The organism is Synechocystis sp. FACHB-383 (assembly GCF_014698605.1).
Classification (GTDB): domain Bacteria; phylum Cyanobacteriota; class Cyanobacteriia; order Cyanobacteriales; family Microcystaceae; genus Synechocystis; species Synechocystis salina.
In genome coordinates, this window is the sequence record NZ_JACJTJ010000045.1 from 107,368 (window position 1) to 132,437 (window position 25,070).

General features: G+C 50.0%; 27 protein-coding genes and 1 tRNA gene. 9 read left to right on the forward strand and 19 right to left on the reverse strand.

Going from position 1 to position 25,070, the window contains the following annotated elements:
* The first annotated feature begins 132 nt into the window (after positions 1-132).
* From hisC to H6G45_RS14005, 4 genes are all read left to right on the forward strand, one after another.
* Complete coding sequence (gene hisC, locus H6G45_RS13990) at positions 133-1,182, forward strand: histidinol-phosphate transaminase (protein ID WP_190599018.1); 1,050 nt, start codon at positions 133-135, stop codon at positions 1,180-1,182.
* Between the two features lie 4 nt (positions 1,183-1,186).
* Entirely contained in the window at positions 1,187-1,990 is an 804-nt protein-coding gene (gene hisN / locus H6G45_RS13995; RefSeq protein WP_190599019.1) for a histidinol-phosphatase, read from the forward strand.
* 34 nt (positions 1,991-2,024) lie between these two features.
* Positions 2,025-2,447 carry a hypothetical protein gene (locus tag H6G45_RS14000; RefSeq protein ID WP_190599020.1) on the forward strand — a complete coding sequence of 141 codons (423 nt, stop codon included), beginning with the start codon at positions 2,025-2,027 and terminating at the stop codon, positions 2,445-2,447.
* A gap of 105 nt (positions 2,448-2,552) precedes the next feature.
* Entirely contained in the window at positions 2,553-3,680 is a 1,128-nt protein-coding gene (locus tag H6G45_RS14005) for a GntR family transcriptional regulator (protein ID WP_347338271.1), read from the forward strand.
* A 66-nt stretch (positions 3,681-3,746) separates the two neighbouring features.
* On the opposite strand, the gene H6G45_RS14010 is transcribed toward H6G45_RS14005, so the two are convergent.
* The 10 genes from H6G45_RS14010 to ureA form a co-directional block, all read right to left on the reverse strand.
* Positions 3,747-5,159, reverse strand: coding sequence for a DUF3370 domain-containing protein (locus H6G45_RS14010; protein WP_190599021.1), 1,413 nt, complete (start codon positions 5,157-5,159; stop codon positions 3,747-3,749).
* Between the two features lie 100 nt (positions 5,160-5,259).
* Positions 5,260-5,499, reverse strand: coding sequence for a hypothetical protein (locus tag H6G45_RS14015; protein WP_190599022.1), 240 nt, complete (start codon positions 5,497-5,499; stop codon positions 5,260-5,262).
* 40 nt (positions 5,500-5,539) lie between these two features.
* On the reverse strand, positions 5,540-6,406 hold the full coding sequence (locus H6G45_RS14020; protein WP_190599023.1) for a sulfite exporter TauE/SafE family protein: 867 nt from the start codon (positions 6,404-6,406) through the stop codon (positions 5,540-5,542).
* Positions 6,407-6,411: 5 nt separating this feature from the next.
* A complete protein-coding gene (locus H6G45_RS14025) occupies positions 6,412-6,951 on the reverse strand; it encodes a rhodanese family protein (protein ID WP_190599024.1) in 540 nt (179 codons plus the stop codon).
* A 70-nt stretch (positions 6,952-7,021) separates the two neighbouring features.
* A complete protein-coding gene (locus H6G45_RS14030; RefSeq protein ID WP_190599025.1) occupies positions 7,022-7,555 on the reverse strand; it encodes a DUF3122 domain-containing protein in 534 nt (177 codons plus the stop codon).
* Between the two features lie 47 nt (positions 7,556-7,602).
* Complete coding sequence (locus tag H6G45_RS14035; RefSeq protein WP_190599026.1) at positions 7,603-8,301, reverse strand: MBL fold metallo-hydrolase; 699 nt, start codon at positions 8,299-8,301, stop codon at positions 7,603-7,605.
* A 130-nt stretch (positions 8,302-8,431) separates the two neighbouring features.
* Positions 8,432-9,187 (reverse strand): SIMPL domain-containing protein, encoded by a 756-nt coding sequence (locus tag H6G45_RS14040; protein ID WP_190599027.1) that lies wholly within the window; start codon positions 9,185-9,187, stop codon positions 8,432-8,434.
* Between the two features lie 225 nt (positions 9,188-9,412).
* Positions 9,413-10,603 (reverse strand): transporter substrate-binding domain-containing protein, encoded by a 1,191-nt coding sequence (locus H6G45_RS14045; RefSeq protein ID WP_190599028.1) that lies wholly within the window; start codon positions 10,601-10,603, stop codon positions 9,413-9,415.
* Positions 10,604-10,819: 216 nt separating this feature from the next.
* Positions 10,820-10,892: transfer RNA gene (locus H6G45_RS14050), tRNA-Glu, on the reverse strand.
* A 156-nt stretch (positions 10,893-11,048) separates the two neighbouring features.
* Positions 11,049-11,351: an urease subunit gamma gene (gene ureA, locus H6G45_RS14055; RefSeq protein ID WP_190599029.1), complete on the reverse strand. Its 303-nt coding sequence runs from the start codon at positions 11,349-11,351 to the stop codon at positions 11,049-11,051.
* Positions 11,352-11,506: 155 nt separating this feature from the next.
* On the opposite strand from ureA, the gene H6G45_RS14060 reads away from it, so the two are divergent.
* The gene (locus tag H6G45_RS14060) at positions 11,507-11,920 is read left to right on the forward strand and encodes an MAPEG family protein (protein WP_190599030.1); all 414 of its coding nucleotides are present in this window, start codon (positions 11,507-11,509) and stop codon (positions 11,918-11,920) included.
* A 204-nt stretch (positions 11,921-12,124) separates the two neighbouring features.
* Here H6G45_RS14060 and crtB read toward each other — a convergent pair whose 3' ends face one another.
* The 3 genes from crtB to H6G45_RS14075 form a co-directional block, all read right to left on the reverse strand.
* Positions 12,125-13,138 carry a 15-cis-phytoene synthase CrtB gene (gene crtB / locus H6G45_RS14065; protein ID WP_190599031.1) on the reverse strand — a complete coding sequence of 338 codons (1,014 nt, stop codon included), beginning with the start codon at positions 13,136-13,138 and terminating at the stop codon, positions 12,125-12,127.
* A 60-nt stretch (positions 13,139-13,198) separates the two neighbouring features.
* On the reverse strand, positions 13,199-14,617 hold the full coding sequence (gene pds, locus H6G45_RS14070; protein WP_190599032.1) for a 15-cis-phytoene desaturase: 1,419 nt from the start codon (positions 14,615-14,617) through the stop codon (positions 13,199-13,201).
* A gap of 298 nt (positions 14,618-14,915) precedes the next feature.
* Positions 14,916-15,191 carry a hypothetical protein gene (locus H6G45_RS14075; protein ID WP_199309772.1) on the reverse strand — a complete coding sequence of 92 codons (276 nt, stop codon included), beginning with the start codon at positions 15,189-15,191 and terminating at the stop codon, positions 14,916-14,918.
* A gap of 210 nt (positions 15,192-15,401) precedes the next feature.
* Between H6G45_RS14075 and H6G45_RS14080 the strand changes: the two genes are divergently transcribed.
* Positions 15,402-16,130 (forward strand): Bax inhibitor-1 family protein, encoded by a 729-nt coding sequence (locus H6G45_RS14080; protein ID WP_190599034.1) that lies wholly within the window; start codon positions 15,402-15,404, stop codon positions 16,128-16,130.
* Between the two features lie 207 nt (positions 16,131-16,337).
* Here H6G45_RS14080 and H6G45_RS14085 read toward each other — a convergent pair whose 3' ends face one another.
* Positions 16,338-16,592 (reverse strand): DUF1816 domain-containing protein, encoded by a 255-nt coding sequence (locus H6G45_RS14085; protein ID WP_190599035.1) that lies wholly within the window; start codon positions 16,590-16,592, stop codon positions 16,338-16,340.
* 167 nt (positions 16,593-16,759) lie between these two features.
* On the opposite strand from H6G45_RS14085, the gene H6G45_RS14090 reads away from it, so the two are divergent.
* The gene (locus H6G45_RS14090) at positions 16,760-18,583 is read left to right on the forward strand and encodes a DUF389 domain-containing protein (protein ID WP_190599036.1); all 1,824 of its coding nucleotides are present in this window, start codon (positions 16,760-16,762) and stop codon (positions 18,581-18,583) included.
* Positions 18,584-18,614: 31 nt separating this feature from the next.
* Positions 18,615-18,905: a 4a-hydroxytetrahydrobiopterin dehydratase gene (locus H6G45_RS14095; RefSeq protein WP_190599037.1), complete on the forward strand. Its 291-nt coding sequence runs from the start codon at positions 18,615-18,617 to the stop codon at positions 18,903-18,905.
* 127 nt (positions 18,906-19,032) lie between these two features.
* Here H6G45_RS14095 and H6G45_RS14100 read toward each other — a convergent pair whose 3' ends face one another.
* The 5 genes from H6G45_RS14100 to H6G45_RS14120 all read right to left on the reverse strand — a co-directional run bounded on the left by H6G45_RS14100 (position 19,033) and on the right by H6G45_RS14120 (position 24,304).
* On the reverse strand, positions 19,033-19,545 hold the full coding sequence (locus H6G45_RS14100) for a peptidylprolyl isomerase (protein WP_190599038.1): 513 nt from the start codon (positions 19,543-19,545) through the stop codon (positions 19,033-19,035).
* Positions 19,546-19,611: 66 nt separating this feature from the next.
* On the reverse strand, positions 19,612-20,277 hold the full coding sequence (locus H6G45_RS14105; RefSeq protein WP_199309773.1) for a cytochrome b/b6 domain-containing protein: 666 nt from the start codon (positions 20,275-20,277) through the stop codon (positions 19,612-19,614).
* Between the two features lie 42 nt (positions 20,278-20,319).
* Entirely contained in the window at positions 20,320-22,632 is a 2,313-nt protein-coding gene (glgB, locus tag H6G45_RS14110; RefSeq protein WP_190599039.1) for a 1,4-alpha-glucan branching enzyme, read from the reverse strand.
* Positions 22,633-22,840: 208 nt separating this feature from the next.
* Complete coding sequence (locus tag H6G45_RS14115; protein WP_190599040.1) at positions 22,841-23,623, reverse strand: MBL fold metallo-hydrolase; 783 nt, start codon at positions 23,621-23,623, stop codon at positions 22,841-22,843.
* A 63-nt stretch (positions 23,624-23,686) separates the two neighbouring features.
* Positions 23,687-24,304: a hypothetical protein gene (locus H6G45_RS14120; RefSeq protein ID WP_190599041.1), complete on the reverse strand. Its 618-nt coding sequence runs from the start codon at positions 24,302-24,304 to the stop codon at positions 23,687-23,689.
* Positions 24,305-24,441: 137 nt separating this feature from the next.
* On the opposite strand from H6G45_RS14120, the gene pyrE reads away from it, so the two are divergent.
* Positions 24,442-25,038: an orotate phosphoribosyltransferase gene (pyrE, locus tag H6G45_RS14125; RefSeq protein WP_190599042.1), complete on the forward strand. Its 597-nt coding sequence runs from the start codon at positions 24,442-24,444 to the stop codon at positions 25,036-25,038.
* The last annotated feature ends 32 nt before the right edge of the window (positions 25,039-25,070 follow it).

Genomic DNA, 25,070 nt, shown 5'->3' on the forward strand with positions numbered 1-25,070 from the left:
AAAAACAGCCCTAGCAAAACCCCATTGTTCCCCTATGTCTTGCCTTTACAGCGGCAACGGTGTCGGGGTATGGTCTGTATTGGGAGAAGCTTTGAACAAAGGGATTTTTGCCCCTTTGGCCGTAATTTCGCAATGGTGTCCATCCGTCCATCTGTCCGTCAAACCCCTGCCTATGTGCCCGGGGAACAGCCCCAAACTAACGATTTTATCAAGCTAAACACCAACGAAAATCCCTACGATCCGCCGGCCCAAGTGTTGGCAGCGGTGGCGGCGGAATTACCAAAGGTACGGCTTTACCCTGATCCCGTTTCGACCCAGTTACGTCAGGCGGCGGCGGATTTGTATGGAGTGCAGTTAAACCAGGTATTGGCGGGCAATGGCTCCGACGATATTCTCAATATTGTGGTGCGCACCTTTGTTGATCCAGGGGAAACCATTGCTTTTTTAGATCTTACTTACTCTTTGTATGAGACGATCGCCTCGGTGCATGGAGCTAAGGTGCAAAAGATTGCCACCGATGCCAATTTTGATTTAACCGGGCCGGTGATTTGTCCGGGGGCAAAATTAATTTTCCTCGCTTCTCCCAATCCCCCCAAAGGCAAACATTTAAAGCGAGAATTTCTTTGGCAGACCTGTGCCCAGGCCGAAGGAGTGGTGGTAATTGACGAGGCCTATGGGGATTTTTCCGACGAGGACCATTGGGATTTTCTGCAAGAGTTCGACAATGTGATTGTTTCCCGCACCCTTTCTAAGAGTTATAGCCTGGCGGGGATGCGGGTGGGATTGGCGATCGCCGCGCCGACATTGATTGCAGAAATGGATAAGGTGCGGGATTCCTATAACCTTGACCGGGTGGCCCAGGCCTTGGGCACCGCCGCTTTACGGAACCAAGCTGAATTTGTACCCCTGTGGCAAAAGGTACGTTCTACTCGCACCCGTTTGATGGAGCAGTTGGCCAAGTTAGATTTTCAGGTTTGTCCTTCAGATGCCAATTTTGTTTTTGCCGCCCCCCGTTGGATGGCCGCCGCCGACCTGTACCAAGCCCTGAAGGAAAAGAAAATTCTAGTACGTTATTTTAACCATCCCCGCATTACCAATTATCTGCGCATTACGGTGGGCACCGATGCCGAGATTGATCAATTACTGTCGGCGATCGCCAGTTTGAAGGGGTCTTTGGAATAGAAAAATGTTGCCAGAGGTTGAACAAAGATTAGCCATCGCCCAGCAATTGGCCACCATTTCCGGGGACGTACTCGCTCAATATTTCCGTCGCTCCCATCTCCAGAGTGGCACAAAAACCGACCAGGTTTCCGCCATTGTCACCCAAGCTGATGAAGAAGCAGAACAGGCCATGGTGGATTTAATTCAAGCAAAATTGCCCCAGGACAGTGTAATTAGGGAAGAAGGGGAGAATATTAGCGGAGAATCGGGTTATACCTGGGTGCTAGACCCCATTGATGGTACTTCCTCCTTTGTGCGGGGCTTGCCAATTTTTGCCACCCTGATTGGCTTAGTGGATGAAAATATGCAGCCAGTGCTGGGCATTGCCAATCAACCCATCAGCGGCGATCGATGGCAGGGGGTACAGGGAGAGCAGAGTAACCTTAACGGCATGTCCCTGGTTAATCCCTATGAAAAGAGCGAAATTAATTTAGCCTCCGCCTGTATTGCTTCCACCACACCGTTAATGTTCACCAACCCGGAGCAACAGCAGAAAATGGCAAATATTTATCGCCAATGTCAGCGCACCGCCTTTGGGGGAGATTGTTTTAATTACCTTGCCGCCGCCAGTGGTTGGACGGCCATGCCCGTGGTGATAGTGGAAGCGGATCTGAACTTTTATGATTTTTGTGCGCTAATCCCCATTTTGACCGGGGCAAATTATTGTTTTACCGATTGGCAGGGGCGGGATTTAACCCCCACATCCACCGAAGTAGTAGCTAGCCCCAACATAAAATTGCACAGTGAAATTCTAGCTTTCCTGCAATAATTGATCCGTGTTTGCTTCTGGAGGGGGTTGACGGGTGCAATTAAGCTTTCAGGAACGTTTGGAGTCCATTAAGGCCGGTTGCCTAGGGGCGATCGCCTTTGGGCTGGTTTACGGGTTGACCTTGCTGGGCAACAACTATTTCAACCTACTCATAAGCCCACTGAGTTCGGACTGGATTAACCTGGGTTTGAACGTTGGTAGTAGTTTGCTGAGTGGCTTTTTATTTGCTGTCACCTATCGCTACATCATTCGCCAAGATGACAATGCCCATCTCCGGGACGGGGCCGTGCTGGCCTTTACCCTCGTGCGGAGCGGCGGATTGATTGAATTGCCCACCACTGAAGATCCCCTGGCGATCGCCATTTTGATGGGGGAAAGTCTGATTAGTTTTGCCGTAGTTCGTTCCAGCCTGGATTGGGCCATGGATTGGGGTTGGCTCCGCCCCTTTAACAGTTGAGGGAAATTTTAAAAATTTGTGGCTAGTGAAAATTGATTGGGAAAACGTTGGCAACAACTAATCATTTGGACCAGAGAGCTAGTGGCCATCAAAACCTAATTGCCAATGAACCTTTCCCTGGTGCAGACCGTCTTTAGCCGTGGGATAAAATCCGGACTTCATCTGCCTACTCCTCGTTTACCCTTCCCTAAAATGCTACAGTTCCAAATTCAAAACGACAGCGAAATTCCTGCTTCCAAGCAGTTATTTGACCAAATCCGTTTTGCGATCGCCTCCCGTCAATATCATCCGGGGCATCGTTTACCCAGCACCAGGCAACTGGCCATGATGACGGGCCTACACCGCAACACCATCAGTAAGGTTTACCAAAATCTGGAAGATGCGGGCTTAGTGGAATCCATCGCCGGTTCAGGTATTTACGTTAAAGCCCCCAGCACCGAGGAGGGCATTATCCTTGATGGCCCCCTATTCCGGGAATACCCCGAAGCCAGCCAGCTAATCCAAAAAACCATTGATGAACTGCTCAGCCAAGGGTTAAACCTTTCCCAGGTGAAAGAGCTTTGTTTAGAAACCATTGACTGGCGACTGCGCAGTACCGCTAGGGTGTTAGTCACCGTTCCCCAACGGGACATCGGGGCGGGACAATTAATTCTCAACGAATTGGAACAAGCCCTGGTAATCCCTGTGCAGTTAGTGCCCATGGAAACCCTCAAACAAGCCCTGTCGGAACTGCCCTCCGGCACAGTGGTCACCAGTCGCTACTTCCTGGCCGAAGCGGAGTCCATTGCCACTCCCTACGATGTACGGGTTATTCCCGTTGATATTTACGACTACAGCAAAGAACTAGAACTAGTTAAGGCCCTACCGGAAAACTCCTGTTTAGGCATTGTCAGCCTCAGCCCCGGCATTCTCACCATTGCGGAAATTCTTATCCATAGCCTGCGGGGAGAATCCCTCTTTTTGAAATCGGCCTTGGTGAGCGATCGCCCGAAATTGCGCTCCCTAGTCCGTACCGCCCGCACTATCATTACCGATCCTGCTAGTGAACCCATTGTGCGCCAGGCGATCGAAGCGGAACGCCATGATTTGATCCGGATGCCGGAAATTATTTGTTCGGAACATTACATCGGCGAGAAATCCATTGCCATCCTTAAACGGGAATTGGGCCTAGGGGAAGAGGAAGGAGAAGAAGAACAGAGCCCAGGGGTGAAAGTTAGCGTGGCCAAAAGTTAGTTTTAGTTGTCCTAACTTGCTAAACTCAGGCGATCAATTCCCCATTAGTCTCCCCCAGTCCCCTGGTCAGCGAGTCCTCACTGTCAACAGTTGGGGCGGTGTGGCATCGGGGGGATAGAGTAGATCCACCTGAACAGTGCGTTTTTCCCCCGGTTTTAGGTCTAGGGTGACCAAATTTTCTCCCTTTTGTCCCCGTCGTTGCACCAGATGGTAGTAACGGTTATTGGTCTGACCCCGGCGATCGGTGTAGCTGAACCTTACTGTGCCCCGGAAAAAGACATTGACAGCGGGAGGAACGAGAAAAGTTAACTGGTCATTGGATGCGTCATTAAACTTGAGCGGGGTTTCCACCGTCAGATCAACGGTCTGATTGCGGTTGGTGTTATTCACCAGAGGTAAAGTCAAACTATATTGCACCCCATAATTGCCATGGGATTCATAGGCCGTATCCGGATAACGCACCGCCATGGGGGCAGACTGATTTTGGCCAGTACCCATGCGTCCTCCCTCTAGGGAACTGATGGGATAGGAAAAGCCTCGTCCTGGTTCGGGAATATTTAATTGTTGGCTGTTGTCGTCGGTGATGGTGCCCTGCCACTGGGAGCCAATGGAAACCCCCGCCACCCGGCTATAAATTCGCCGTTGGCTATTGCGGGGAATACGGTCCCTGGGTTGCATGAGGTTAGCCGTTTTAAGCAAGTTTTCCCAATCCGCTAAGCGGGGAGCTTGTTCTACGCCAAAATTATCCTGGGGAGCATACATGGCCATGCTGGCTGCATGGATAGGAACGTTGGTGTTAAGGCGGAGATAGGCAGAAAAACCATTGCGCGGCAATCTAATCGGTGGCGGCTGTCCGGGCACTGGGGTATAGTTCACTGGCAAAGGCTGATTGATCAGCATGCGACTTTGCCCAGCGGGAATGACAAATTTTTCGGGGTAATTACTCTGCCGTTGTCCCCGCAAAACATCGTTCATTACCCGGCTACCGGGGCCCGCAAAAACCTTACCGTCATTGTTTTCCACCACCGGCGGCAGATCAATAAATAGGGCATCGGGGGAAGTGAGGGAACTGGCTCCCTGGAGAATTTCCACCGTGGCGTCTTGCCGACTGCCATTGAACAATAACACCCCTAGGTATAAAGTCCTGCCTTCGGGAGATGCTTGGACAACGTGGTGGGCAAAGACATCAAACCGACCCCGGAAGGGATGATTCAGGTGGGCGTAGGGATGACCCATGCCAATGGAAGACAGGGTGGAGAGAATAATGCCTTCGTTAAAAATTAGTTCGGGACTATTACTGTTAAAAACCGGAATTTGATCTAGCTGCCCTGGCAAAGGACGCACCGGCTGCACTACTTTTAGTTCTTGGGGAGAGTCCCCAATGTTGGGAGCCGGCTGGGTGATTACCGGGGGAGGAGTGATGGGAATGGTGATTGGATTGGCTTGGGCCAGAACTAGAGGTGTGAGCAGGGAAAGCATGGATGATGAAGCAGGGCAAAAAATTGCTAATGGAGATGGGGACGGTCAAATTGGCTGAAAAGTGTCGTTTTTTCCCTTTAGACAAAAGGTTGCATTGGATTCAGGAGGGGGTATGGCGATCGCCCCACCATTCTTTAAAGGAGATAAGGGCATATAATCCCAAGATAACGAGGGTCGCCCAAGGGGAAAGGTAATGGGCCATGATGCCGCAGGCTAACCCTAGAAAAATTAGCCCCAGGGGAGCAGAAGTTTGCTGTGCATTGGAAAGATAAAAAAAGACGGCAAAAATTAGCAAGCCCCCGATCACCCCTAATGCTGTGTGGATAGCAATGGTTACCATGGTCCGTAAGGTTTTTTATTCCCCATTGATTCTGCCGGATCTACCGGGTTTTTTGTAGCAATACTTGGGAGCTTTGTTCCGGCAGGTAGCTATTGGTCTTGGAACTCCATAGAGTGCCCCGTTGTTGAAAAAGAATAAAAGCGGCGATCGCCATGAGGAAGTAGGCAAAACCCTGCTGTAAATTTCTTGCGTCAACAAAACCGGATAGATAGGAACCCAATAAAATTCCTAAGGCAGCGAAGAGGGTGAAACTCACCATCATGTGATAGTCCAAACTAACTTGGCCAAAATAACCTAAAAAGCCTGCTGCAGAGTTAAAGGCAATAATCAACAAAGAAGTACCGATCGCCTCTTTCATGGGTAACTTTCCTAGCAATACCAGGGCCGGCACAATGGCAAAACCACCCCCTACCCCTACCAATCCAGTTAAAATGCCAATGGCAATGCCCTCAGTCAAAAGCCATAGCCAACAATATTTACAGATGGGGGCAGGATAGGCTGCCAATGCTGTTTCCTCAGTGGAGGCAGACTGGGGCCGCTGTTGGGATTTGAGGATCATAAAAATGGCCGCCACCAGCATCAGCACAGCAAATAAAACCAACTGGAATGTTTCCGTCACTAGGGGATGGGCTGCTAATTTAGCTCCTCCAAAAGCCCCCACCATGGTGGCAGAACCAAAAATCAGGGCCTTAGGCAAATTAACGTTCCCCCGACGCCAATGGGGAATTACCCCAATCAAGCTCACTACCCCCACAATCACCAACGTCATGGCGATCGCCGCCTTGGGGGGAACCTGCATAACGTAAACTAAAATTGGCAAAGCCAATACTGAGCCACCGCCACCCAAAAGCCCCAAACTTAAGCCAATGCAACCTGCCAAAAAATAGCCCACCATCTGGAGCACCATGGCTATTACCCCTTAATTTGGTTGTAGGGTAATTTGCCCAACAGATTGGCCATCATGCAGGTGCCAGAAATGCCAGCAAATAACAATCCCGCCCCCACAAAACCACTGAGAAAATAGAATCCTGGAGCAACGAATGTACCTAATAAAACCCCTGTCAACACCAAGCTCCCGGCAATAATTTGCACCTGACGCATAATGCTGATAGGGGCGTTTTTTGTTTTTACCGTGGGCAATCCTGCCTGCTTCCAAGCTAACAATCCCCCTTCTAAATGGATGATTCCTTCCGCCCCAGCGGCCTGCAACTGTTGCAGAGCATTACCAGAACGATTACTACTTTGGCAATACAACACCGTAGTTTTTCCTTCTGCCTGGGGCAATTGACTGGGATTAAGGCGAGATAGGGGGAGGGAATGGGCATCGGCGATGTGTTCCCCGACAAATTCCAGGGGTTCCCGCACGTCAACTAAGATAACCGCATCCTGCTGACGTAATTGTTGCAGGGTTTGAGGAGCAATGGTGGGGTTAGTTTGGGTCGAGCTTGTCATCATTAATCTCCGGGATAGTCTCTACAAAATCAGAAAAAAGTATTACACAGGTTAACAACTAAATTAGCAATTATTCTGAGGACTTGGCCAACAATCCCTGCCATTCTTGAAGTACAAAGTAAGGCACTTTAATTTGTTGATTTCCTTCTTTTAATGGTAAATCTAATGCCCAAATGCCATTCATTTCTAGCTTGGCAAAATCTGCGGTGACTAAAAATTGACCGACATTTTCTCCAGGACTCTCCGCCGCTAAAAGATCGGTTAAGTTAACAGTACTACCATCATTATCTTGAACCACTAAGGGAGCCGGATGGCGAAAGGATATTACCCCGGGAAAACCCACCAAGCGCAAATTAGTTTCCGTTTCACCAGTAGCTTTTACCCGTTTAAATAACACCACCTGCCAAGTATTGCCTTCCTGGTCCCGTAGGGATTGGCGGGATTGGGTCAGGGTTTGCCCTGGTTTTTCGGTGGTTTGCCGCACCAGGGCCGGAGTTGCCCCAGGCCAAAAAGTCGCCCAGGCCAGCCAAAGCCCCAGGCTGAGCACCGCTACGTTGAAGATTTTGCCCCAGGTACGGTAAAGGGACTGAAAGCAACTAGCCATAATTTGCAACGGATTTTTCACCGGGAAATGGGTCTAGAATTAGATTTTTAAAGAGGTACGGCCCTTTGACCACAGAGTTGGTTGGCGGGGACAGCTTCCATAATTTTTTGGGGATCGGGCAGGTTCAAACTATCCATAAATTCGATAAATTCCTGGCGATCTCGCCCCAGCAATCGGGGATTAAAACGTTTTTCTTCCCCAATGGTGGAAACGGTTTGGCCTCGGTAATCATGGCCGGGATAAACCAAAACGTCATCGGGTAGGGTAAATAATTTACTGTGGATAGAGTCATACAAAGTACCGGCATCCCCACTTTGAAAATCCGTCCGACCACAGCCCCGAATTAGTAGAGCGTCGCCCGTTAACACATGGCTTTGATTCACCAAAAAAGCTAAATGGCTGTCAGTGTGCCCTGGAGTGGCGATCGCCTGGATGGGTATGGAACCAACATGGATAATTTCCCCATCCTGCAAATGGCGGTCAGCACAGTCCACGTCAGCATATTGGGGGACGAGGTTTTGACAGCCAGTCAATTGCCGCAGTTTTCCGGCTCCAGTGATGTGGTCAGCATGGACGTGGGTTTCCAAACAAAAAATCAACTTGAGGTCTAATTCTTTTAGTAGGCGTAGATCTCTATCCACTTGTTCTAAAACAGAATCCACTAAGGCCGCAGACTGACTATGGGGATCAGCAATTACGTAAGTGTAAGTGGAGGTTTCTGGGTCAAATAATTGACGAAATAGCATGGTTTTTATCGACTCTACTCTTTAGATCGTGCTACGGAAACAAGCAAAGGTCAATCAGCCACTGGTTAGATCTTTTGATTGCCAGAGAAAATACGGATAAAGTCCGAACCTGAACAAAATCCTGGGATAATTATTTCATACTAAAAGTAATAGAAACCACTGCAGTGATGTCCTTCTCAACGGAAGAGGTGTCATACATTCCCATATCGCTAACATCGGTGGAATTGCGGGAGGTAATTTGAAAAACCCCCGTTTGGGCACTCCGCACTGGTCCCACCTTACTATTGGTGTTACTGGCGATCGCCTCGGCCCGAGCTTTGGCATCCTTGGTTGCTTCCGCCACCATTTCAATCCGGAGGGGAGCTAACTCCGTGTAAAGGTACTGGGGAGGCTCCACGGTCAAGTTAATGCCCTCATTAATAAGTTCTGTGGCTTCCTGGGACAATTTAGCGTAGCGTTCCACATCATCAGCCCCGATCTCAAAGCGCTGGGTGAGGCGATAGGCCATGGTTCTGCCAGTTTCCTGGCCATTTTCGGTAATTTCGGGAATGGCATAGGTTTCCATTGCCCCCATACTAATGGCTTCCTTGGGCACATTTTTCCCTTGTAGGTAAGCCTGAACCCGTTCCGTTTGACTTTGTAAATCCTGGTAAGCGGCCTGGGCTGTGGGTTGCTGACTGGAGACAGACAATCCCCAAGTAATGTAGTCGGAAGTAATGGGGCGTTTAGCTGACCCCGTAACGATCAAAACATCATTGGAGCTTTTCACTTCCAGTAAAGCCTTGGCGGCGATCGCCGTACTGACCACTAAAGACAGGGAAAGTAGGGCTAAACCAGTCAATAATTGCGGAAATTTCGGCGGTAACAGGGCCTTGGTTGTATTCATGGAGAGTGCAGCCAAATTTTCAAAAAGAACTTAGCTGCCATTGCCGAGAAAATAAGCCCCAGGAATACAGCTAGTCCAAGGCTAGCACCCAGGGGAGGAATTTCCTTTGGCTAGGGACAGTAAAAAACTCGGGCCGTCCTTGGGCCAAGCCTATGATTAATAGGATTCTGGCGATCGTCGAGACAGGTATGTAAGCAAGTCCAATTTGGTTAATGGGGCGGTAATCTAGCCGGAAATTTCACCACTATCGTCGGGGGGAAGGTCTTGATTTTCTTCCACGCCTGGCCCCAACCACCGTTCAGTAAATTCAGTTATTCTTCTGCTATAAATTAAATCCAGTATTTCAACATTGAGGGGCTTTTTCAAGGGGCTATTTTCCTCAATCACAAAGCCATAGGGTTCCAAGGAAATACGAATTTCTGTTACTTTTAATTTCGCCTCGGGATGCTGTTGGGTGTAATAGATTAATGCCGGTCGGTCGAACATTACCGCCTGCACCTGCTCTTTTTCTAGCAAGGCCACTGCCCCAACTAAGTTATTGGCCTCCTTGATATCCGCTCGATAAAACCGGGCCCAATCCACTGCGGTGGTGTCCCGCACCACGGCTATGTCTTTATTTTTGATGTCATTGACGCTACTGAATAGGGGAGTGGCATTGGCTTCAGAAAGGGCCGTAGTAAAAGCCGAAGCTAATCCCGCTGTGATGGAGGAAAAACTCAGCAGCGCCACCACCATCCATACCCCTGCCACCAGTTGTCCTAACTTAGTCCGCGGCGATCGATCGCCATAGCCCACCGTTGTTAGGGTAACCAGGGCAAACCACATGCCATTTTGCACTCCTTCTGGGTAATGGGGGGAGAACTGCTCTGGATTTTTGCGATGTTCTGCCAGCCAAATTAAATTTCCCACCAAAAACAACAGTAGGGTAAGCACTCCCGCCGAAGACAGGGCCGCCAGACCAAAAAAGGGAGCCAATCTCTCCCATAGGCCCAACGGTTCCCCAGGGATCAATATTCCGACTCCACTGCTGAAATAGGGTTGGGTAAAGGTGATGCCTTCGATGGCCGCCCGCTCTGGGGTGACGCTAATGGGGCCAATCAAAATATCTAGCTTCCCTTCCGCCACCGCTTTAATGCCCTCGGAGATAGAGTTTTGTCGTAAATACTCCGAATTCCATTTCTGGGACTGGGCAATGGCTCTCCACACATCCAAACTAATGCCAGTTACCTCTCCATCATTTTCTCCGTGAATCACAAATGGTGGATTGCCCACCACCCCCACTTTCAACTTTTGGGAATTGGATGGTCCGGCAACTTGACCCTGCACCGGTTCGTTCCATTGCCCCGTAGTCATGTCAATGGCGATCGTGGCAAAACTAAGGGAAACCACCAGCATTAGGCGACGCAGGATTAACATTAGCCAAACAAAGCCTCGAAGACAAATAACTACGACCCTATACTGCCATAGAGTTTGGGCCTTGCCATGGCGGTGCTGTTTTCGTCCACAAGTTTCCGCCTATGCTTTTTGCTTTTTGAGCCAGCAGAGGAGTTTAAACTTTCTGGGGAATTTTTTCAGTACGCAACAAAAAAGAAGTCCCGAAGAACCCCTTTTCGTTTTTTTCTTTTTTTTTAATACCCCCAAGGGAATTCGAATCCCTGTCGCCTCCGTGAAAGGGAGGTGTCCTAGGCCTCTAGACGATGGGGGCTAGGCGGTCTTGATAACGAGTCGTTATTTCAGACGTTTTTAAATATAGCGATAAAGATTGATCACTGTCAACCCTAGGCAATGATTTTTTTCCACGGTCAACGGGGCTAGGGTTTAAGGAGCAAAAAGTAGGCCGCTCTCTCTGACCAACCCATTGCTAGCGAATGGGGTCGTGGACTGTCACCAGTTTAGTGCCATCGGGAAAAGTTGCTTCCACCTGCACCTCTGGCAACATTTCCGGCACCCCCTCCATGACTTCGTCCCGGCTCAATAGGGTGGCGCCATAGTTCATCAACTCCGCCACAGTGCGACCGTCCCTTGCCCCTTCGAGAATGGCGGCGGAAATATAGGCCACTGCCTCGGGGTAGTTGAGTTTCAGCCCCCGGGCTTTACGGCGTTCTGCTACTAGGCTAGCGGTAAAAATCAGTAGTTTATCTTTTTCTTGGGGGCTTAACTGCATGGGATAAGAAAAACAAAAAGAGCTTGACTGGGAAAAGCAAAGAGTTGGGGAATACCCTGACCGTCAGTATAGCGATTAGTCCGACCAAATTAATGGTTGGGGGGAGGGGAGCTTTTTGGGCTAGTCTGAGACTATACATTCTCTCAACGGGACCGATGACGACAACGGAGCTACTCTGGCCAGCTTTGATCACTGCTTTGGCGGCGGCGCTCTATCTAGTATTGGTGATTAATGTGGGAAGGGCCCGGGCCAAGTATGGGGTAATGCCACCGGCCACCACAGGGGACGAAAATTTTGAACGGGTGCTGAGGGTGCAATACAACACCCTGGAGCAGTTGGCATTTTTCCTGCCGGGGTTATGGCTATTTGCTCTTTACCGAGATCCAACCATTGCCGCTATTTTGGGAGCTGTCTGGTTGCTGGGGCGCATTCTCTACGCCTGGGGCTATTACCAAGCAGCGGAGAAAAGGATGGTAGGTTTTGCCTTGGGTTCCCTCAGTTCTATGGTCTTGGTGGTGGGGGCATTGCTGTCCATTCTTTGGCAGTTATGGCTCCTGGCTTCTCCTTAATACCTTTAAGTGCATAGTGCCATTTCCCCCGGTCTAACCGGGAAACTACTGGGGCGATCGCCTTTGTTCGCTACACTGATAGTTTGAACCCTTCATAAAGTGAGTCCTTAGCCCGCCATGGTTAGGGGCTTTTTTTCCACCGCATCGAGTCAAATCAGTAGCTACTATCTATTGATCAAAATTTTTCAAAATTTTACTAAAAGCCTACAGCACCTGGGCTCTCAACCAGGCCACGGGCAAATATAGTAACTTCTTGGGGGTGGGCACATAGGCCCGGCGATCGAACACGTTGTAATTGTTCGCTTCAATCACATTCAAAATGCCCTTGTATAGCATTAGTGCAGTCCACACTGGCCAACGGGCATCCCGATTTAAGGCTCGAATACCCCGTTCTGCATCTTCAAAGTAGGCCCGGGCCCGTTCGATTTCAAACTTCATTAAGCGACGCCAACGGTCATCGTTGACCCCATCGAGCAAGTCCTGTTCGCTATAGTCGAACCGCTCCAAATCTTCCAGGGGTAAGTAAATTCTGCCCCGTTCCACGTCTTCCCCCACGTCCCGCAAAATATTGGTCAGTTGGTTAGCCACCCCCAAGGCGATCGCCTCTTCCTGGGGAATGTAGACTGCATCGGGTTGCCAAGGAGCTTGGCCATTGCCAGTGTCTACCCCCAATACGGCACTAGACATTAAACCGACAGTGCCCGCCACCCGATAACAATATAGGTCTAATTCTTCAAAGGTTTGGTAACGGGAACGGTAAAGGTCCATCCTTTGCCCGGCGATCATGTCCCGAAAGGGCTGAATGTCGAGGGGAAAAGTTTCTAGGGTATCCACCAGGGCCACATCGGCATCGTCCTGGGGGTGCCCAGCAAAAATGGCTTCTAGGCGTCTTTCCCAATGGTCCAACGTTTCCGGGGTGGTGGTGGCCGCCTGGGGTCCATCCACTAGCTCATCAGTCCTACGGCACCAAAGATAAATTGCCCAAATAGCCCTCCTTTTGGCAGGGGGCATCAGCAAAGTTCCCAGATAAAAAGTTTTTGCGTACTGGGCCGTTACTTGACGACAAATTTCGTAAGCTTCCTCAACAGAAGCACAGGGCTTTGCAGATGGAGACGGTTTGGGCAGTTGTAACATTAAGGACGGACGGGGTTCGGAAGTCAGCCACCAGGATTGGGGTTTGGTAACTGCACGCTGGGGGGAAATTTGACCGTTAGCCATTTAGCATTGTCGCATTAGGGTTGCCATTTGTCAGGAAGATTACCAGGGAGTCCAGGCGGCTTAACCCACGGTGACTATTTCCCGGGTGGGGGGAACGGTTTGGGGGGTGAAATCAGCGGCGATCGCCTGGGCACATTGTTTGCCGGAAAGCACGGCCCCTTCCATACTGCCCAAGTATTTTTGCATGGTGAAGTCCCCTGCTAAGTAAAAGTTTGGCACCGATGTCCGTTGATCGGGGCGACAGGCCTGCCGTCCTGGAGTCGCTTTGTAGACAGAGCGGGGGGTTTTGACCACGTGGGATTTCAGCAGTTGGGCCGGATTATCGCCGCCAAAGTGTTGGGGAAAGAGTTGTTTAATCTCCGCCATGGTGGCCGCCACAATCTCTTCGTCGGATTTGTTGATCCAATCGTGGGCTGGGGCCAGCACCAACTCCAACATGGATTTGTCTGGATCACTATATTCCCGGCAGGTATTACTCATGTCGGCGTAAACACTCAGCAACGGCGATCGGGAAAAGAGGAGATGGTCAATGTCCGTTAATTTGCGGTCGAACCAGAGGTGGAGGTTAATGACTGGCACTCCTTCCAGTCCTTGGATTTGCTTGAATTCAGGATAGTCTCGCCAGGGGGCCGGCACCATGGTTTTGAGGGGGTCCACTGGCATGGCAGAAACGTACAGGTCAGCGGTGACTACCCGATCTTCTGCTCCGTCTAAGCCCCGGATTAGGTAGCCTTTAACAGTACCGTCTTCGTTGAGCAAAATTTCCTTAAGGGGAGCATTGAGATGTACTTCTCCCCCCCGTTCCGTGATGTAATCCACCAACGGCTGGCAAAGGCGTTCCGGCGGCGCTCCATCCAGGAATGCCATCTTAGAACCATTTTTTTCCTGTAAAAAGCGATTGAGGGCGGTGAGTAAAATGGTGGCGGAAATTTCATCGGGGTCAATGAAGTTGAGCGCCTTACTCATGGCAATAAAAACTTCTTTTTCGATGCGGGGGGGAATGTTTTGTTTGGCCATCCACTCGGACCAGGTATATTTATCCATTTCTTCCACATAGCTCTGGCCCTGGACAATGGCGGGTAAAAGCCCCAAACCAAAGCGAATTTTCTCCGGCCAGGTGAGCATATCGTTATTGCGGAGAATAGCCACCAAACCATTGATGGGAGCCGGAATATCAGGAAAATCAAAACGGGAATAGGTGCCTGGTTTCTCCGGTTGGTTGAAGATCATGCTGTGTTCTTTCCATTGCAGACGATCTTCGATGTCCAATTCCTTAAACAACTGCAACATGTTGGGATAGGCCCCAAAGAAAATATGCAGGCCGGTTTCATACCAATCTCCGTCCTCATCTTTCCACGCGGCGATCTTCCCGCCTAATACATCCCTACGTTCCAAGACGACGGGGGTAAAGCCCTCATCGGCTAAGTATTTGGCACAGGCTAGGCCGGCTAATCCGGCTCCGGCGATCACAACGCGCATAGGTTACTGTCTCGCTAAGGCATTTGGGGTTTACGGGTTGATTGTTATTATACTTTACGTTTCGTAATATTTCGGGGGATTTTACCAAGATAGCCAATTTGTATTAAATGCTACCAGGGCGATCGCCAAGGGAGAAAACTTCCTCTGGCCACGGGATGGGAGGATTCTATCGGCCCAGGGTCCCCCCCCTCAAATGGCGACGGTAACTTTTGCCCTGTCCCCCGGATCCTCAGCGATGCCAGCTAAACTGCGTCCATGTAATGATCTGGAAAAAATAGTCAACCGCACCGGCAAGGGATCAGGAATAGTCTTCCTCGCTTTCGGCTTTCTCCATCGCTTCTTTTTCCTTCTTCCTTTCTGCCAGTACACAAGCCTGCCCCGCCCCCAATACAAAGCCGGCGATCGCCCCGAACCAAATTAAGCGCCGGCCATACAACGTGCGATAGGGCTGACTCATGTTGACCTGTACTTGGCTAGGCCGTTGACGCAGAGCTATTTGCCCCATGCCCCAACCAAACACAGTGCCGAGTAGGGCAGTCATAACCCCGCTCAAGACAACAACACGGTAATTCATAGGACTAAGGCCTCCTGGTCTGACAATGGAACAATACACAGTTCATGCTTAGCTCAGCCGGCGGGATCCAGGGGCGTAAATAGCCCGTAAATAAACGCTTAGAGGGACTTACCAGCACTTAAAGCAAGGCCATGGTTGTCGATAGTATATTAAAGGGAAGGGAAAAAATTTTTCTCCCCTGTGATTATCCTAGTCAAAAATCCACTTTTTATGAGTAATACCAGCAATTTTCGTCAGATCATGGCGGAGGCAAAAGGCCAAAGTCTGATCGGGCCAAACGTGATCAAAAATGCCCTCCCCTATCTTGGCGGAGGCTTGGTACTGACAGCGGCGGGAACCTTTGGCGGTCTCAGCGTCATGCAGGGTAACCCTGGTCTATTTATGACCACCTTTTGGGCTGCTTTAATCGGTAACTTCATTCTCTTTTTTGTGGCCATGCGGGTGGCCCAAAGTGGTAACAACGCCACCGCCCTGCCCCTGTTAACTTTGTACAGTTTGCTTTCGGGCTATACCCTGAGCGGCATTATTTACCTGGCGCTCCAGACTAGTGGAGTAGGTATACAAGGCATTGGTATTGCTGCCTTGGGCTGTGGAGTAACCTTTGTGGTGGCCCGTAGTGTTGGCTCTAATTTATCGGAAGAAGATGGCATTGCCCTGAGCAAAACCGTAAGTCTGGCCTTGATTGGCCTGGTGGTGGTGATGCTCCTCCAAGTGGTGCTTGGGTTTTTCGGCATAATTACCCCCACATTTCTGGAAGTAGCGATTTCCGCCTTCGGTGTCTTGCTGTTTGCTGGAGTATCGGTGGTGGACTTTTTCGTGCTACCCCGCACCTACCGGGATGATCAATATCTGGCCGCATCCCTGTCCATGTATTTGACCTATATCAACCTTTTTATCTTCATTCTGCGCCTACTGATTGCCCTCAACGGTCGAGACTAGTTTTGATCTGGCGATCGCCTGATTGCTATCGTTGATGCTGACTAAAACATCAGTCTAAAAAACCCAAAATAAAGCTAATCCCCCAGTTGCATTAAACTAGGGGATTTTTTTCTGGGGGATCGGGAAAATGGAATGAAATGGGGGCTTGAATCCCTGGCCATGGGAAGCTTGATTAATAGTCAAAACTTAGCCCCTGGTGGGGAGTTCTCAGCCTTCGATGGTTAATTTTCTCGGCTTATAGGAGCGTTCTATCTTATATTCGATGCCCTGGGCTCCCTCCATCTCCAAATCCTGGAGATAACCCTGGTGATGGGCGATCGCCTCTTCCTGGGAAGCAAAGGGTCCAAAATAATAGATACAGCGGGGGGACTGGGTGGAAACACGAATCCACCATTTACGGTTGGCAAAAAAAGCTAGACTGACAACGGAGAAAAAAACGAGGAACAGCAGAACGCCAAACATAAACAACTCGCTCGATGGAAAGTAATAGATGATATGGGAATGATTTAAGGCAAGATGACTTGGGAGGGCCTGGGCGCAAAAAGGCAGGGCATGATAATCCGACCAACTCTCCCCAGAGTATAGTATTGGTCAAAGCACAATGGAGACTATTCATTTCATCCCAGCCTATGTCCAAGTCGAAGTCCTCCGGGCACCGTTTTTCTTTGTTGATGTTACTGCGGTTACGCCGTGGCTTTACAGCTAACCTGGACTTGACCGATGAACATAAGGTGCAAATCTACACCCAGCTTTCTGAATCCGTCAGCCTTAGGGACATCAGCTACTGGATTGAGGTTTTGTTTGCAGCGGGCATTGCCACCCTGGCTTTGGTGCTCAACAGTCCAGCGGTAATCATTGGGGCGATGTTGATTTCCCCCCTAATGGGACCAATTTTAGCCAATGGCATGGGTTTGGCGGCGGGGGATGTGGTGCTCTGGTTGCGGGCCGCTTTTAACTTACTGCTAAGCTGTAGCTTGGCCATTATTTTTGCGGCTATTTTAGTAGTAATTGTTCCATTTAAGGAAATTACTCCAGAAATTTTAGCTAGAACTAATCCCACCTTGTTGGATTTAATTGTGGCTCTGTTTTCCGGCGCCGTGGGATCGGTGGCCACCTGCAAACAAGCTAAAGGGGTAGCAGCCTCCTTGCCTGGGGTGGCGATCGCCGTGGCCTTAATGCCGCCATTGTGCGTAGTGGGTTACGGCATTGGCATCTATTTCAGTCTTAATTCTTCCCAGGGATTAACGGTGGCCAAGGGCGGAGGACTGCTGTTCATCACCAACCTCGTAGCCATTGTTTTCACGGCCATGATTGTCTTCTTTTTCGTCCACTTTGATGTGCGGGCAGTGCGGGAAGCCATTGGGGAGTGGAAACAGGAAAATCCCGAGAGCCAAGTGGTTAGTTCCTGGTTGAGAAAATTCCCTGCCTACACCACCTTCCAGCGGGTCGGAGGATTACCCAGTCGCTTTTTACTTATCCTGGTCACCCTGGGCATGATTTCCTTTCCCCTGACTAAATCCCTGGAGCAGGTGCGTCGTCAAGTGACCCAGCAACGGGAAGAAAACCAGCTAAACTCCACCATCAAACAGGTGTGGCAGGATAACTTCGGCGACACTGGCAATGAAGGGGAGTTTCATTCCTACATTGACCAGGTCAAAGCGAAGCAAGACGATAAGCAAATCACTGTGCAACTCCAAGTGGTGACCGATAAGCTTTACAGCCAAGACGATGAAAAACGTTTTATTGATCAGTTGGCCGCCGCCCTCGACCGTAGTCCCAGCAATATCAGTTTGCGCTTTGTGCAAATTCCCACTAGCCAAGCGGTCAATACGGAACCCATTGCGGTGGTTTCAGAGTTAAGTTATCTACCGGATTTACAGGGGGAATTAATGGCGGAAATAGGCCGTTCCCTGGCCCTAGTCACCCTACCCGACACGCTGCAGTTGGTGGATTACCAAGTGGTACTACGCAGTGATAGTTCCCCCCTTAAGTTGGTGGTGGTCTATCTTGGCGATCGGGATTTACAGGAAGATGCCCAAGCAATCCTCTCTGGCCAAATTCGGCGTTCTTTACAGGTTAATGATGCCGTTGTGGAGTACCAACGCCTGGCCACGGATCAAGGCGTTATCCCCCTCACCATTGTTGACGAAACCGTGGCGATCGACAGCGCTCCCCTTAACCTTTCTAGCCAAGCTCAAGCAACCCTTAACACTGTGGGGCAAATTCTCCAGGCCTACCCAGTTCTGCATTTGCGCCTCACCATCCAGCGCCCCCCGGACAGTAATCCAGCCAGTCTTTTTTCCCAAACCGAACAAATCAGAACCTATCTGAGTGATAACTGGCAAATTGCCGATAGCCGAGTGCAGGAAACCACCAACGTGGACGAACCAACCCAGGTGTCCTTCAGTCTTTTTCTAGGAGATGATATAACGGACGGTAAGGGCAATCCCTAATCAATAGTTGAAAATTTAGATAAATTGCACCATGGCTACACCCCAACGTTTAACTGACCCAGAAATCCAAACTGCCCTGGGGGAACTCAGCGGTTGGAGCTTGCAGGGCAATAAACTCCATCGTCAATTTAAGTTTGGCAATTTTAATCAAGCCTTTGGTTTTATGACCCGACTGGCGTTGGTGGCAGAAACCCTAAACCATCATCCAGAATGGTCTAATGTTTACAATCGAGTCACCATCGACTTGACGACCCATGATGCCGGGGGCATTACGGAATTGGATGTGAAATTTGCCACCAAGGCCAATAGCTTTGCTGATTAGTTTTGGCCGAATTTGATCAATAAAAACCCCCTCAATTATCAATTTAAAACTAATCAAGGGGGGGATGTTACTTTATTTTTCCAACAAGGTTTTCAGCAAAGTCTATACAGACTAGTGGGAATCCGACTTATTTGATCTCGCCACAATCGCTGATGGCGATCGCCTGTTTAGTTTGACCGCTTTGGGAACCATTGGCTTCTAGTTGCTCGAGGATTTCTAAACCTTCCACTACTTCCCCAAACACGACGTGTTTGCCATCGAGCCAAGGGCAGGGTACAAAAGTTAGAAAGAACTGCGAGCCATTGGTGTTGGGCCCCGCATTGGCCATGGACAGTAGACCAGGGCGGTCATGCTTTAACTGGAAATTTTCATCGGCGAACTTTTCGCCGTAAATAGATTCCCCGCCGGTGCCATTACCCCGGGTAAAATCTCCCCCCTGGGCCATGAAATCGGTGATTACCCGATGGAAGTGGGAACCTTTAAAATGTAGGGGTTTACCAGCTTTACCCACACCTTTTTCCCCAGTGCAGAGGGCCCGGAAATTTTCAGCGGTCTTGGGGGTAACTTCGTCAAACAATTCCATCACAATGCGACCTGCGGCATCGTTACCGATGGTGATATCAAAAAAAACTTTGCTCATCGTACAAATTTCATTGGGCAATCCATTTTAACAGATTCTTGAATGCCCATAGTTTGGCCAAGGAAGCTAGGCAAAAAGGGGAACTGTCAAGGCAAACAGCAATCCCGCTAGCACTAACCATTGGAGCCACTGCAAACTTTTTGCAGACAACTGCCAGCGAAAATCCCTGAGCCATTGCTGGGGATTATCCTTGGCCCTGCGCCCCCAACTCACCATCGATCGCCAGAGGGGAAAGCCTCCCACCTTGGCACTGAATAGTAAGTGGAATCCTAAACAAAGAACCACCACCAGCCAGGCCAGCAGATGGAACAGGTAGGGTAAATGGTTGAGTTGTTTTTGGGGTAACCAACTTTCCTGCATCATCCGACCAGTCACCACCGCCATGGTCAAGGCCACCAGCATGAGGGTATTGGCCAATCTCTGCAATGCGAGCCAAAAGCCCGGAGTGCCCGGTTTCCGTAACTGTTCCCAACTTTGGTCAGACCATAAACGGCGATCGCCGAGGTGAAAGCAGTAGATGGCAAAGGGAAACATAAACAAAAATAGTGCCAAAGCCCCAGTGCCATGGAGATCCTGGGTATAGTAAGGTTTGGGCAACGGCAAGGATCCCCAACGACCGTCATAGGTGTTGTAGACCCAAAAGCCACTGGCGATCGCCAAAAGGGTCAATAGGGCCATGGCCCCATGGAGGAGCCGCAACAGTAGGGGCTGATAGGGTCGAGTTGGGGACATAGGGAAAATTTGGTGAGGAAATTTTATAGCCAACTCAGCTAACTAGGCTATCTCAGAGCCCTCCTGGGTCGGGATGGCATTGCCTTCAGCCTTACGGTCTAATTTCAGCACCAACACCGAGAGGGGCGGCAAGCATAAATCAAGGGAATAGGGTTGTTCATGGAAAGACCATTCCTCCGTCCATTTTCCGCCTAAATTGCCCATGTTACTGCCGCCATACTGCCGGGCATCACTGTTAAACAACTCCGTGTAAAAACCAGCTTCAGGCACTCCCACTCGGTAATGGCTATGGGGTTGGGGAGTGAAATTACAAATAGTCACCACAAATTCAGCGCTATCCTTAGCCCGACGGATGAAGGAAACTACACTGTGGCGATTATCACTGCAATCAATCCATTGGAAGCCCGCTTCTTCAAAATCATTGCTGTATAAAGCTGGCTCATTTTTATACAAATGGTTCAACTCAGTGAAGAATTGTTTTAGTTGTTGATGGGGCGGGTAATTGAGCAGATGCCATTCCAGATCACCCCACACATTCCACTCACTCCACTGGCCAAATTCCATGCTCATAAACATGGTTTTCTTGCCGGGATGGGTAAACATATAGGTGAATAGAGCCCTCACGTTGGCATACTTTTGCCATTCATCCCCAGGCATTTTGCCCAACATATTGCTCTTACCGTGCACCACCTCATCGTGGGAGAGGGCCAGCATATAATTCTCGCTGTGGTTGTACCACATACTAAAAGTAATACTGTTTTGGTGGAACTGGCGGAACCAGGGGTCCATGCTGAAGTAGTCGAGCATATCGTGCATCCAGCCCATATTCCATTTCAGGTTAAAACCTAAACCGCCAACGTAGGTGGGCCAAGACACCATGGGCCAGGACGTGGATTCCTCGGCAATGGATAAAATACCGGGGAAGTAGCTGTAAACCACGCTGTTCACCTGGCGCAGAAAGTCCGCCGCTTCCAAGTTTTCCCGGCCGCCATACTCATTGGCTACCCATTCCCCTTCTTCCCGGCAATAGTCCAGATAAAGCATGGAAGCCACCGCATCCACCCGCATTCCATCAATGTGGTACTTATCAAACCAGAACAGGGCATTGGCTACTAGGAAGTTCCGCACTTCGTTCCGGCCATAGTTGAAAATTAGGGTGCCCCACTCCTTGTGTTCCCCTTTGCGGGGATCGCCATGTTCATACAAATGGGTGCCGTCGAAAAAGGCTAGGCCATGGCCATCTTTGGGGAAATGCCCCGGTACCCAGTCAATAATGACGCCAATGCCGTTGAGGTGACATTGATCGACAAAGTACATGAAATCTTCGGGACTGCCAAAGCGGGAGGTGGGGGCGTAATAGCCCGTTACCTGATAACCCCAGGAGCCGTCAAAGGGATGTTCGGCGATCGGCAATAGTTCAATGTGGGTGTAGCCCAATTCCTTTACATAGGGAATTAATTTATCTACCAGTTCGTAATAGGTCAAAAACCTGGCTCCGGTATTCCACTCGGATACTTCTACGGGCACCCCTTCCCCATGCAAAGTTCTCACCGGTTCGTCGTAGGCAGTGTGGAGCCAGGAGCCCAAATGAAGTTCGTAAACAGAAACTGGTTTATTGAGGGGATCACTGGTGCGTCTAGCTTCTAGCCAATCTTCGTCATGCCATTGGTAACGGTCCAGGTCAGCCACAATGGAAGCGGTTTTTGGGCGTACTTCCTGGTAAAAGCCATAGGGGTCGGTTTTTTCGTAGATGTGCCCTTCCCAGTTTTTAATTTCATATTTATAGGAGGTGCCCACCCCCAACTCGGGGATAAATAATTCCCACACCATGTTGTTGCGTTTCCGCATTTGGTGCAGTCTACCGTCCCAATTATTAAAGTCCCCCAAAATGGAGACATTACGGGCGTTGGGGGCCCAAACGGCAAAATAAACCCCTTTAACGCCATCCACCGTCATCAGGTGAGCGCCTAGTTTTTCGTAAATGCGGTGGTGATTGCCTTCCCCAAATACGTGCAGGTCAAAATCAGTCAGTTTGGGAGTTTTAAAACCGTAGGGGTCGTAAATTACCCTTTCGTGGCCATCCTCGGTAATGCGTAGCTGATAATTTTTCGGTTCTTCCAAGTCCAACACACATTCAAAAAAGTTGGGATGGTGGGCCGTGGTCATGGTCACTTCCCGGCGATCGGTGGGCAGCAACACTGTCACCGCTTCAGCAGTGGGTAAATAGGCACGAATGACCCATTGATTGACCTTGCCATGGTCCCCCAGGGGATGGCAGCCCAACACTTCAAAGGGATCGTGGTGAAGATTATGGACAATCTGATGGACTTGGTCAGCGTTGATGGTGTAGGTCATTCGGCTATGGTGATTTTTAAACGTTGGCGGTACTGCAATGGGTTTGCCCAGCCCAAGCGAGGGGAAGATATCCTCCTACTCCTGGCTATGACTGCAGAGAAAGAATTTTGATTCGGGAATAAACCTATTTTATACACTTTTTTGCAGTTTTCCCTGGGGCAATCATATTTAAAAGCACTGGGGCAGCAAATGCTTTGCTTATCCCAATTTAGCCAACCGCAGCTTGGGGCACATCCAGGGGAATGGTCAGGGGCACTCCCACTTGGGGCTCCAACAAGGTAGCTTGGATGCCTTTGCTGCCTAGGGATTGGCGGAACTGGTCTAAATCACCATCTAACCGTAAAACCTTAGTGAGCAGGCCGCCATAGCTCAATTCCGCAGCTCCGGAGGTGGGCACGATCGCCTGGGGATGAACGGTGCGACAGAGTTCTAGGGTCGTTTTTTGGCCGTTGAGCACGGGGATAAAACCGAGAATATTAATGCCAATGACGGGGGTCAAAACCACATCAATGGGACCAAGATCCTGCAACTGGGAGGAGTGGAAACCGTGGGGTTCGTAGTAAAGCTTAGTGCCGGTTTGTAGATCCGTTAACACATAGGCGTTTTCCACCAAGGTAGGGCCAATGGGAGAACCGGGCAGGGCAAGAATTTCCACCCGGTCGTTAAGGACAAATTTTTGTTGATGGGGCAGAGGATGAACCTGTTCATAGCCCAAATCGGTGGCGACTTCGGCGGCCTTGGGGGAACCCAGCACAGGCCAGCTTTTATTTAATTCTTTTAATGTCGGGGGATGGGCATGGTCTTCTAAACCCTGGGAAAGCAAAATCAGATCAATATTGGTGGGAATTTCCGGGGGCTGGGAGCGAAACCCCCGAAACAACCAGGGTGTATCGCCAAAGGTTAGGTCCCCCACCAACCAAGGATCGAGCAAAATCCTTTGCCCTCCCATTTCAATTAACCAAGAGTTGCTGTCGTACCAGGTGAGTTCCATGACCAATTTTTTCCCTGCAGATCGTCCCCTCCATTGTAAACGATTGTAAAGAGGGGCCAGGTTTCAGGACAAAAGAACGGATGAATTGCTTGACGGACAAGGTAGGGGGTTGGCGATCGCCGTTGGGGGCCAAGCCTGAAAACGCCAATGGAAAAAGGGCGGTAAAAAGGGGGAGAATTGCCAATTCATTGACCAAGCGGTGGAGGGCATATCCCTAGCCAGACAATGGAAAGCTAACCGCTCCCACAGTAGGGGTTCCGCCACCAACCGACTGCCCCAATGAGTAATTTGGGCCCATTGCCGCTGGGGACAGTTGACCAAGCAGAGACTGTTGCCCACATAGTTATCGCTGGAAGCCATTAACAACAGACTTTCCCCCATTTCAAAACAATTAAATTGTCCTGGTTGCCAGGCTAACAGAGGGGTTTTATCGGTGGCGGTTAGATATTCCGTTACCCCCACCCCTTGGACATCAAAGCTAGGAATGGGATTGGCGAATTCAGGCCCTGGTTTGACTGTGCCTTGGAATGTGCCCTGCAGTTGGCTCCCGTCACTGAAGGTGTAGATCCATTGCCAGGGTTGGGGGGATGGGGTGTTTACCCGTTGGTGGACTAGGTTCACATTGACGGCGATCGCCAAGGGGGAAATGGAGAAACCTGCTTGATAATGTGCCCTGCCCATGATCCTCCCCTTCCCCTACACCTAGGGATTATTACTCAGTGCTGTTATCTCCAGCTTATCGGTATTGCGCTTCTCTTGGTTGCCATACAATGAAAAACTGATCTTGGATATTTATATCAGTTAAAAAAGTCGACTCCATGACCGATCTGACCCTGGCCGCCCTTAAGACTGCTCCCCTGGAACAAGTACGTCAATATTTACTTCGTCTGTTGGCCATCCATGCCTATAAGGAAGGAGATTTTATTCTCTCCTCCGGTCAACCCAGCACCTATTACATCAACGGTAAATTAGTTACCCTACGGGCGGAAGGAGCCCTGGCGATCGGGCGATTACTGTTGGCAGAGTTACCGGCGGGCATCGAAGCAGTGGCGGGGTTAACCCTGGGGGCCGATCCCATTGTCAGCGCTGTTAGTACCGTGTCTGCCTACGAAGAAAAACCCGTAGCGGCATTAATCATTCGCAAAGAAGCTAAGGGCCATGGCACCAAAGCCTACATTGAAGGGCCAGAGTTAGCTCAGGGAACTAAGGTGGTGGTGCTGGAAGATGTGGTCACCACTGGCAAATCCGCCATGTTGGCAGTGGAAAGGTTACGGGATGCGGGTTACCAAGTGGACACAGTCATTGCCCTCGTCGATCGCCAACAGGGAGGAAGGGAATTTTACCAAAGCCAGGGCCTAGGCTTCCAAGCCTTATTCACCATCCCTGATATCCAAGGGGTTTATTGCCAAAGCTAGACCGGAGGCGAGAGCAGTTAACATTCCGGCTC

Coding starts and splice junctions, on each gene's coding strand:
- hisC (WP_190599018.1), top strand. CDS start 133: ATGGTGTCCATCCGTCCATCTGTCCGTCAAACCCCTGCCTATGTGCCC.
- hisN (WP_190599019.1), top strand. CDS start 1,187: ATGTTGCCAGAGGTTGAACAAAGATTAGCCATCGCCCAGCAATTGGCC.
- H6G45_RS14005 (WP_347338271.1), top strand. CDS start 2,553: ATGAACCTTTCCCTGGTGCAGACCGTCTTTAGCCGTGGGATAAAATCC.
- H6G45_RS14010 (WP_190599021.1), bottom strand. CDS start 5,159: ATGCTTTCCCTGCTCACACCTCTAGTTCTGGCCCAAGCCAATCCAATC.
- H6G45_RS14015 (WP_190599022.1), bottom strand. CDS start 5,499: ATGGTAACCATTGCTATCCACACAGCATTAGGGGTGATCGGGGGCTTG.
- H6G45_RS14020 (WP_190599023.1), bottom strand. CDS start 6,406: ATGGTGCTCCAGATGGTGGGCTATTTTTTGGCAGGTTGCATTGGCTTA.
- H6G45_RS14025 (WP_190599024.1), bottom strand. CDS start 6,951: ATGACAAGCTCGACCCAAACTAACCCCACCATTGCTCCTCAAACCCTG.
- H6G45_RS14030 (WP_190599025.1), bottom strand. CDS start 7,555: ATGGCTAGTTGCTTTCAGTCCCTTTACCGTACCTGGGGCAAAATCTTC.
- H6G45_RS14035 (WP_190599026.1), bottom strand. CDS start 8,301: ATGCTATTTCGTCAATTATTTGACCCAGAAACCTCCACTTACACTTAC.
- H6G45_RS14040 (WP_190599027.1), bottom strand. CDS start 9,187: ATGAATACAACCAAGGCCCTGTTACCGCCGAAATTTCCGCAATTATTG.
- H6G45_RS14045 (WP_190599028.1), bottom strand. CDS start 10,603: ATGTTAATCCTGCGTCGCCTAATGCTGGTGGTTTCCCTTAGTTTTGCC.
- ureA (WP_190599029.1), bottom strand. CDS start 11,351: ATGCAGTTAAGCCCCCAAGAAAAAGATAAACTACTGATTTTTACCGCT.
- H6G45_RS14060 (WP_190599030.1), top strand. CDS start 11,507: ATGACGACAACGGAGCTACTCTGGCCAGCTTTGATCACTGCTTTGGCG.
- crtB (WP_190599031.1), bottom strand. CDS start 13,138: ATGGCTAACGGTCAAATTTCCCCCCAGCGTGCAGTTACCAAACCCCAA.
- pds (WP_190599032.1), bottom strand. CDS start 14,617: ATGCGCGTTGTGATCGCCGGAGCCGGATTAGCCGGCCTAGCCTGTGCC.
- H6G45_RS14075 (WP_199309772.1), bottom strand. CDS start 15,191: ATGAATTACCGTGTTGTTGTCTTGAGCGGGGTTATGACTGCCCTACTC.
- H6G45_RS14080 (WP_190599034.1), top strand. CDS start 15,402: ATGAGTAATACCAGCAATTTTCGTCAGATCATGGCGGAGGCAAAAGGC.
- H6G45_RS14085 (WP_190599035.1), bottom strand. CDS start 16,592: ATGTTTGGCGTTCTGCTGTTCCTCGTTTTTTTCTCCGTTGTCAGTCTA.
- H6G45_RS14090 (WP_190599036.1), top strand. CDS start 16,760: ATGTCCAAGTCGAAGTCCTCCGGGCACCGTTTTTCTTTGTTGATGTTA.
- H6G45_RS14095 (WP_190599037.1), top strand. CDS start 18,615: ATGGCTACACCCCAACGTTTAACTGACCCAGAAATCCAAACTGCCCTG.
- H6G45_RS14100 (WP_190599038.1), bottom strand. CDS start 19,545: ATGAGCAAAGTTTTTTTTGATATCACCATCGGTAACGATGCCGCAGGT.
- H6G45_RS14105 (WP_199309773.1), bottom strand. CDS start 20,277: ATGTCCCCAACTCGACCCTATCAGCCCCTACTGTTGCGGCTCCTCCAT.
- glgB (WP_190599039.1), bottom strand. CDS start 22,632: ATGACCTACACCATCAACGCTGACCAAGTCCATCAGATTGTCCATAAT.
- H6G45_RS14115 (WP_190599040.1), bottom strand. CDS start 23,623: ATGGAACTCACCTGGTACGACAGCAACTCTTGGTTAATTGAAATGGGA.
- H6G45_RS14120 (WP_190599041.1), bottom strand. CDS start 24,304: ATGGGCAGGGCACATTATCAAGCAGGTTTCTCCATTTCCCCCTTGGCG.
- pyrE (WP_190599042.1), top strand. CDS start 24,442: ATGACCGATCTGACCCTGGCCGCCCTTAAGACTGCTCCCCTGGAACAA.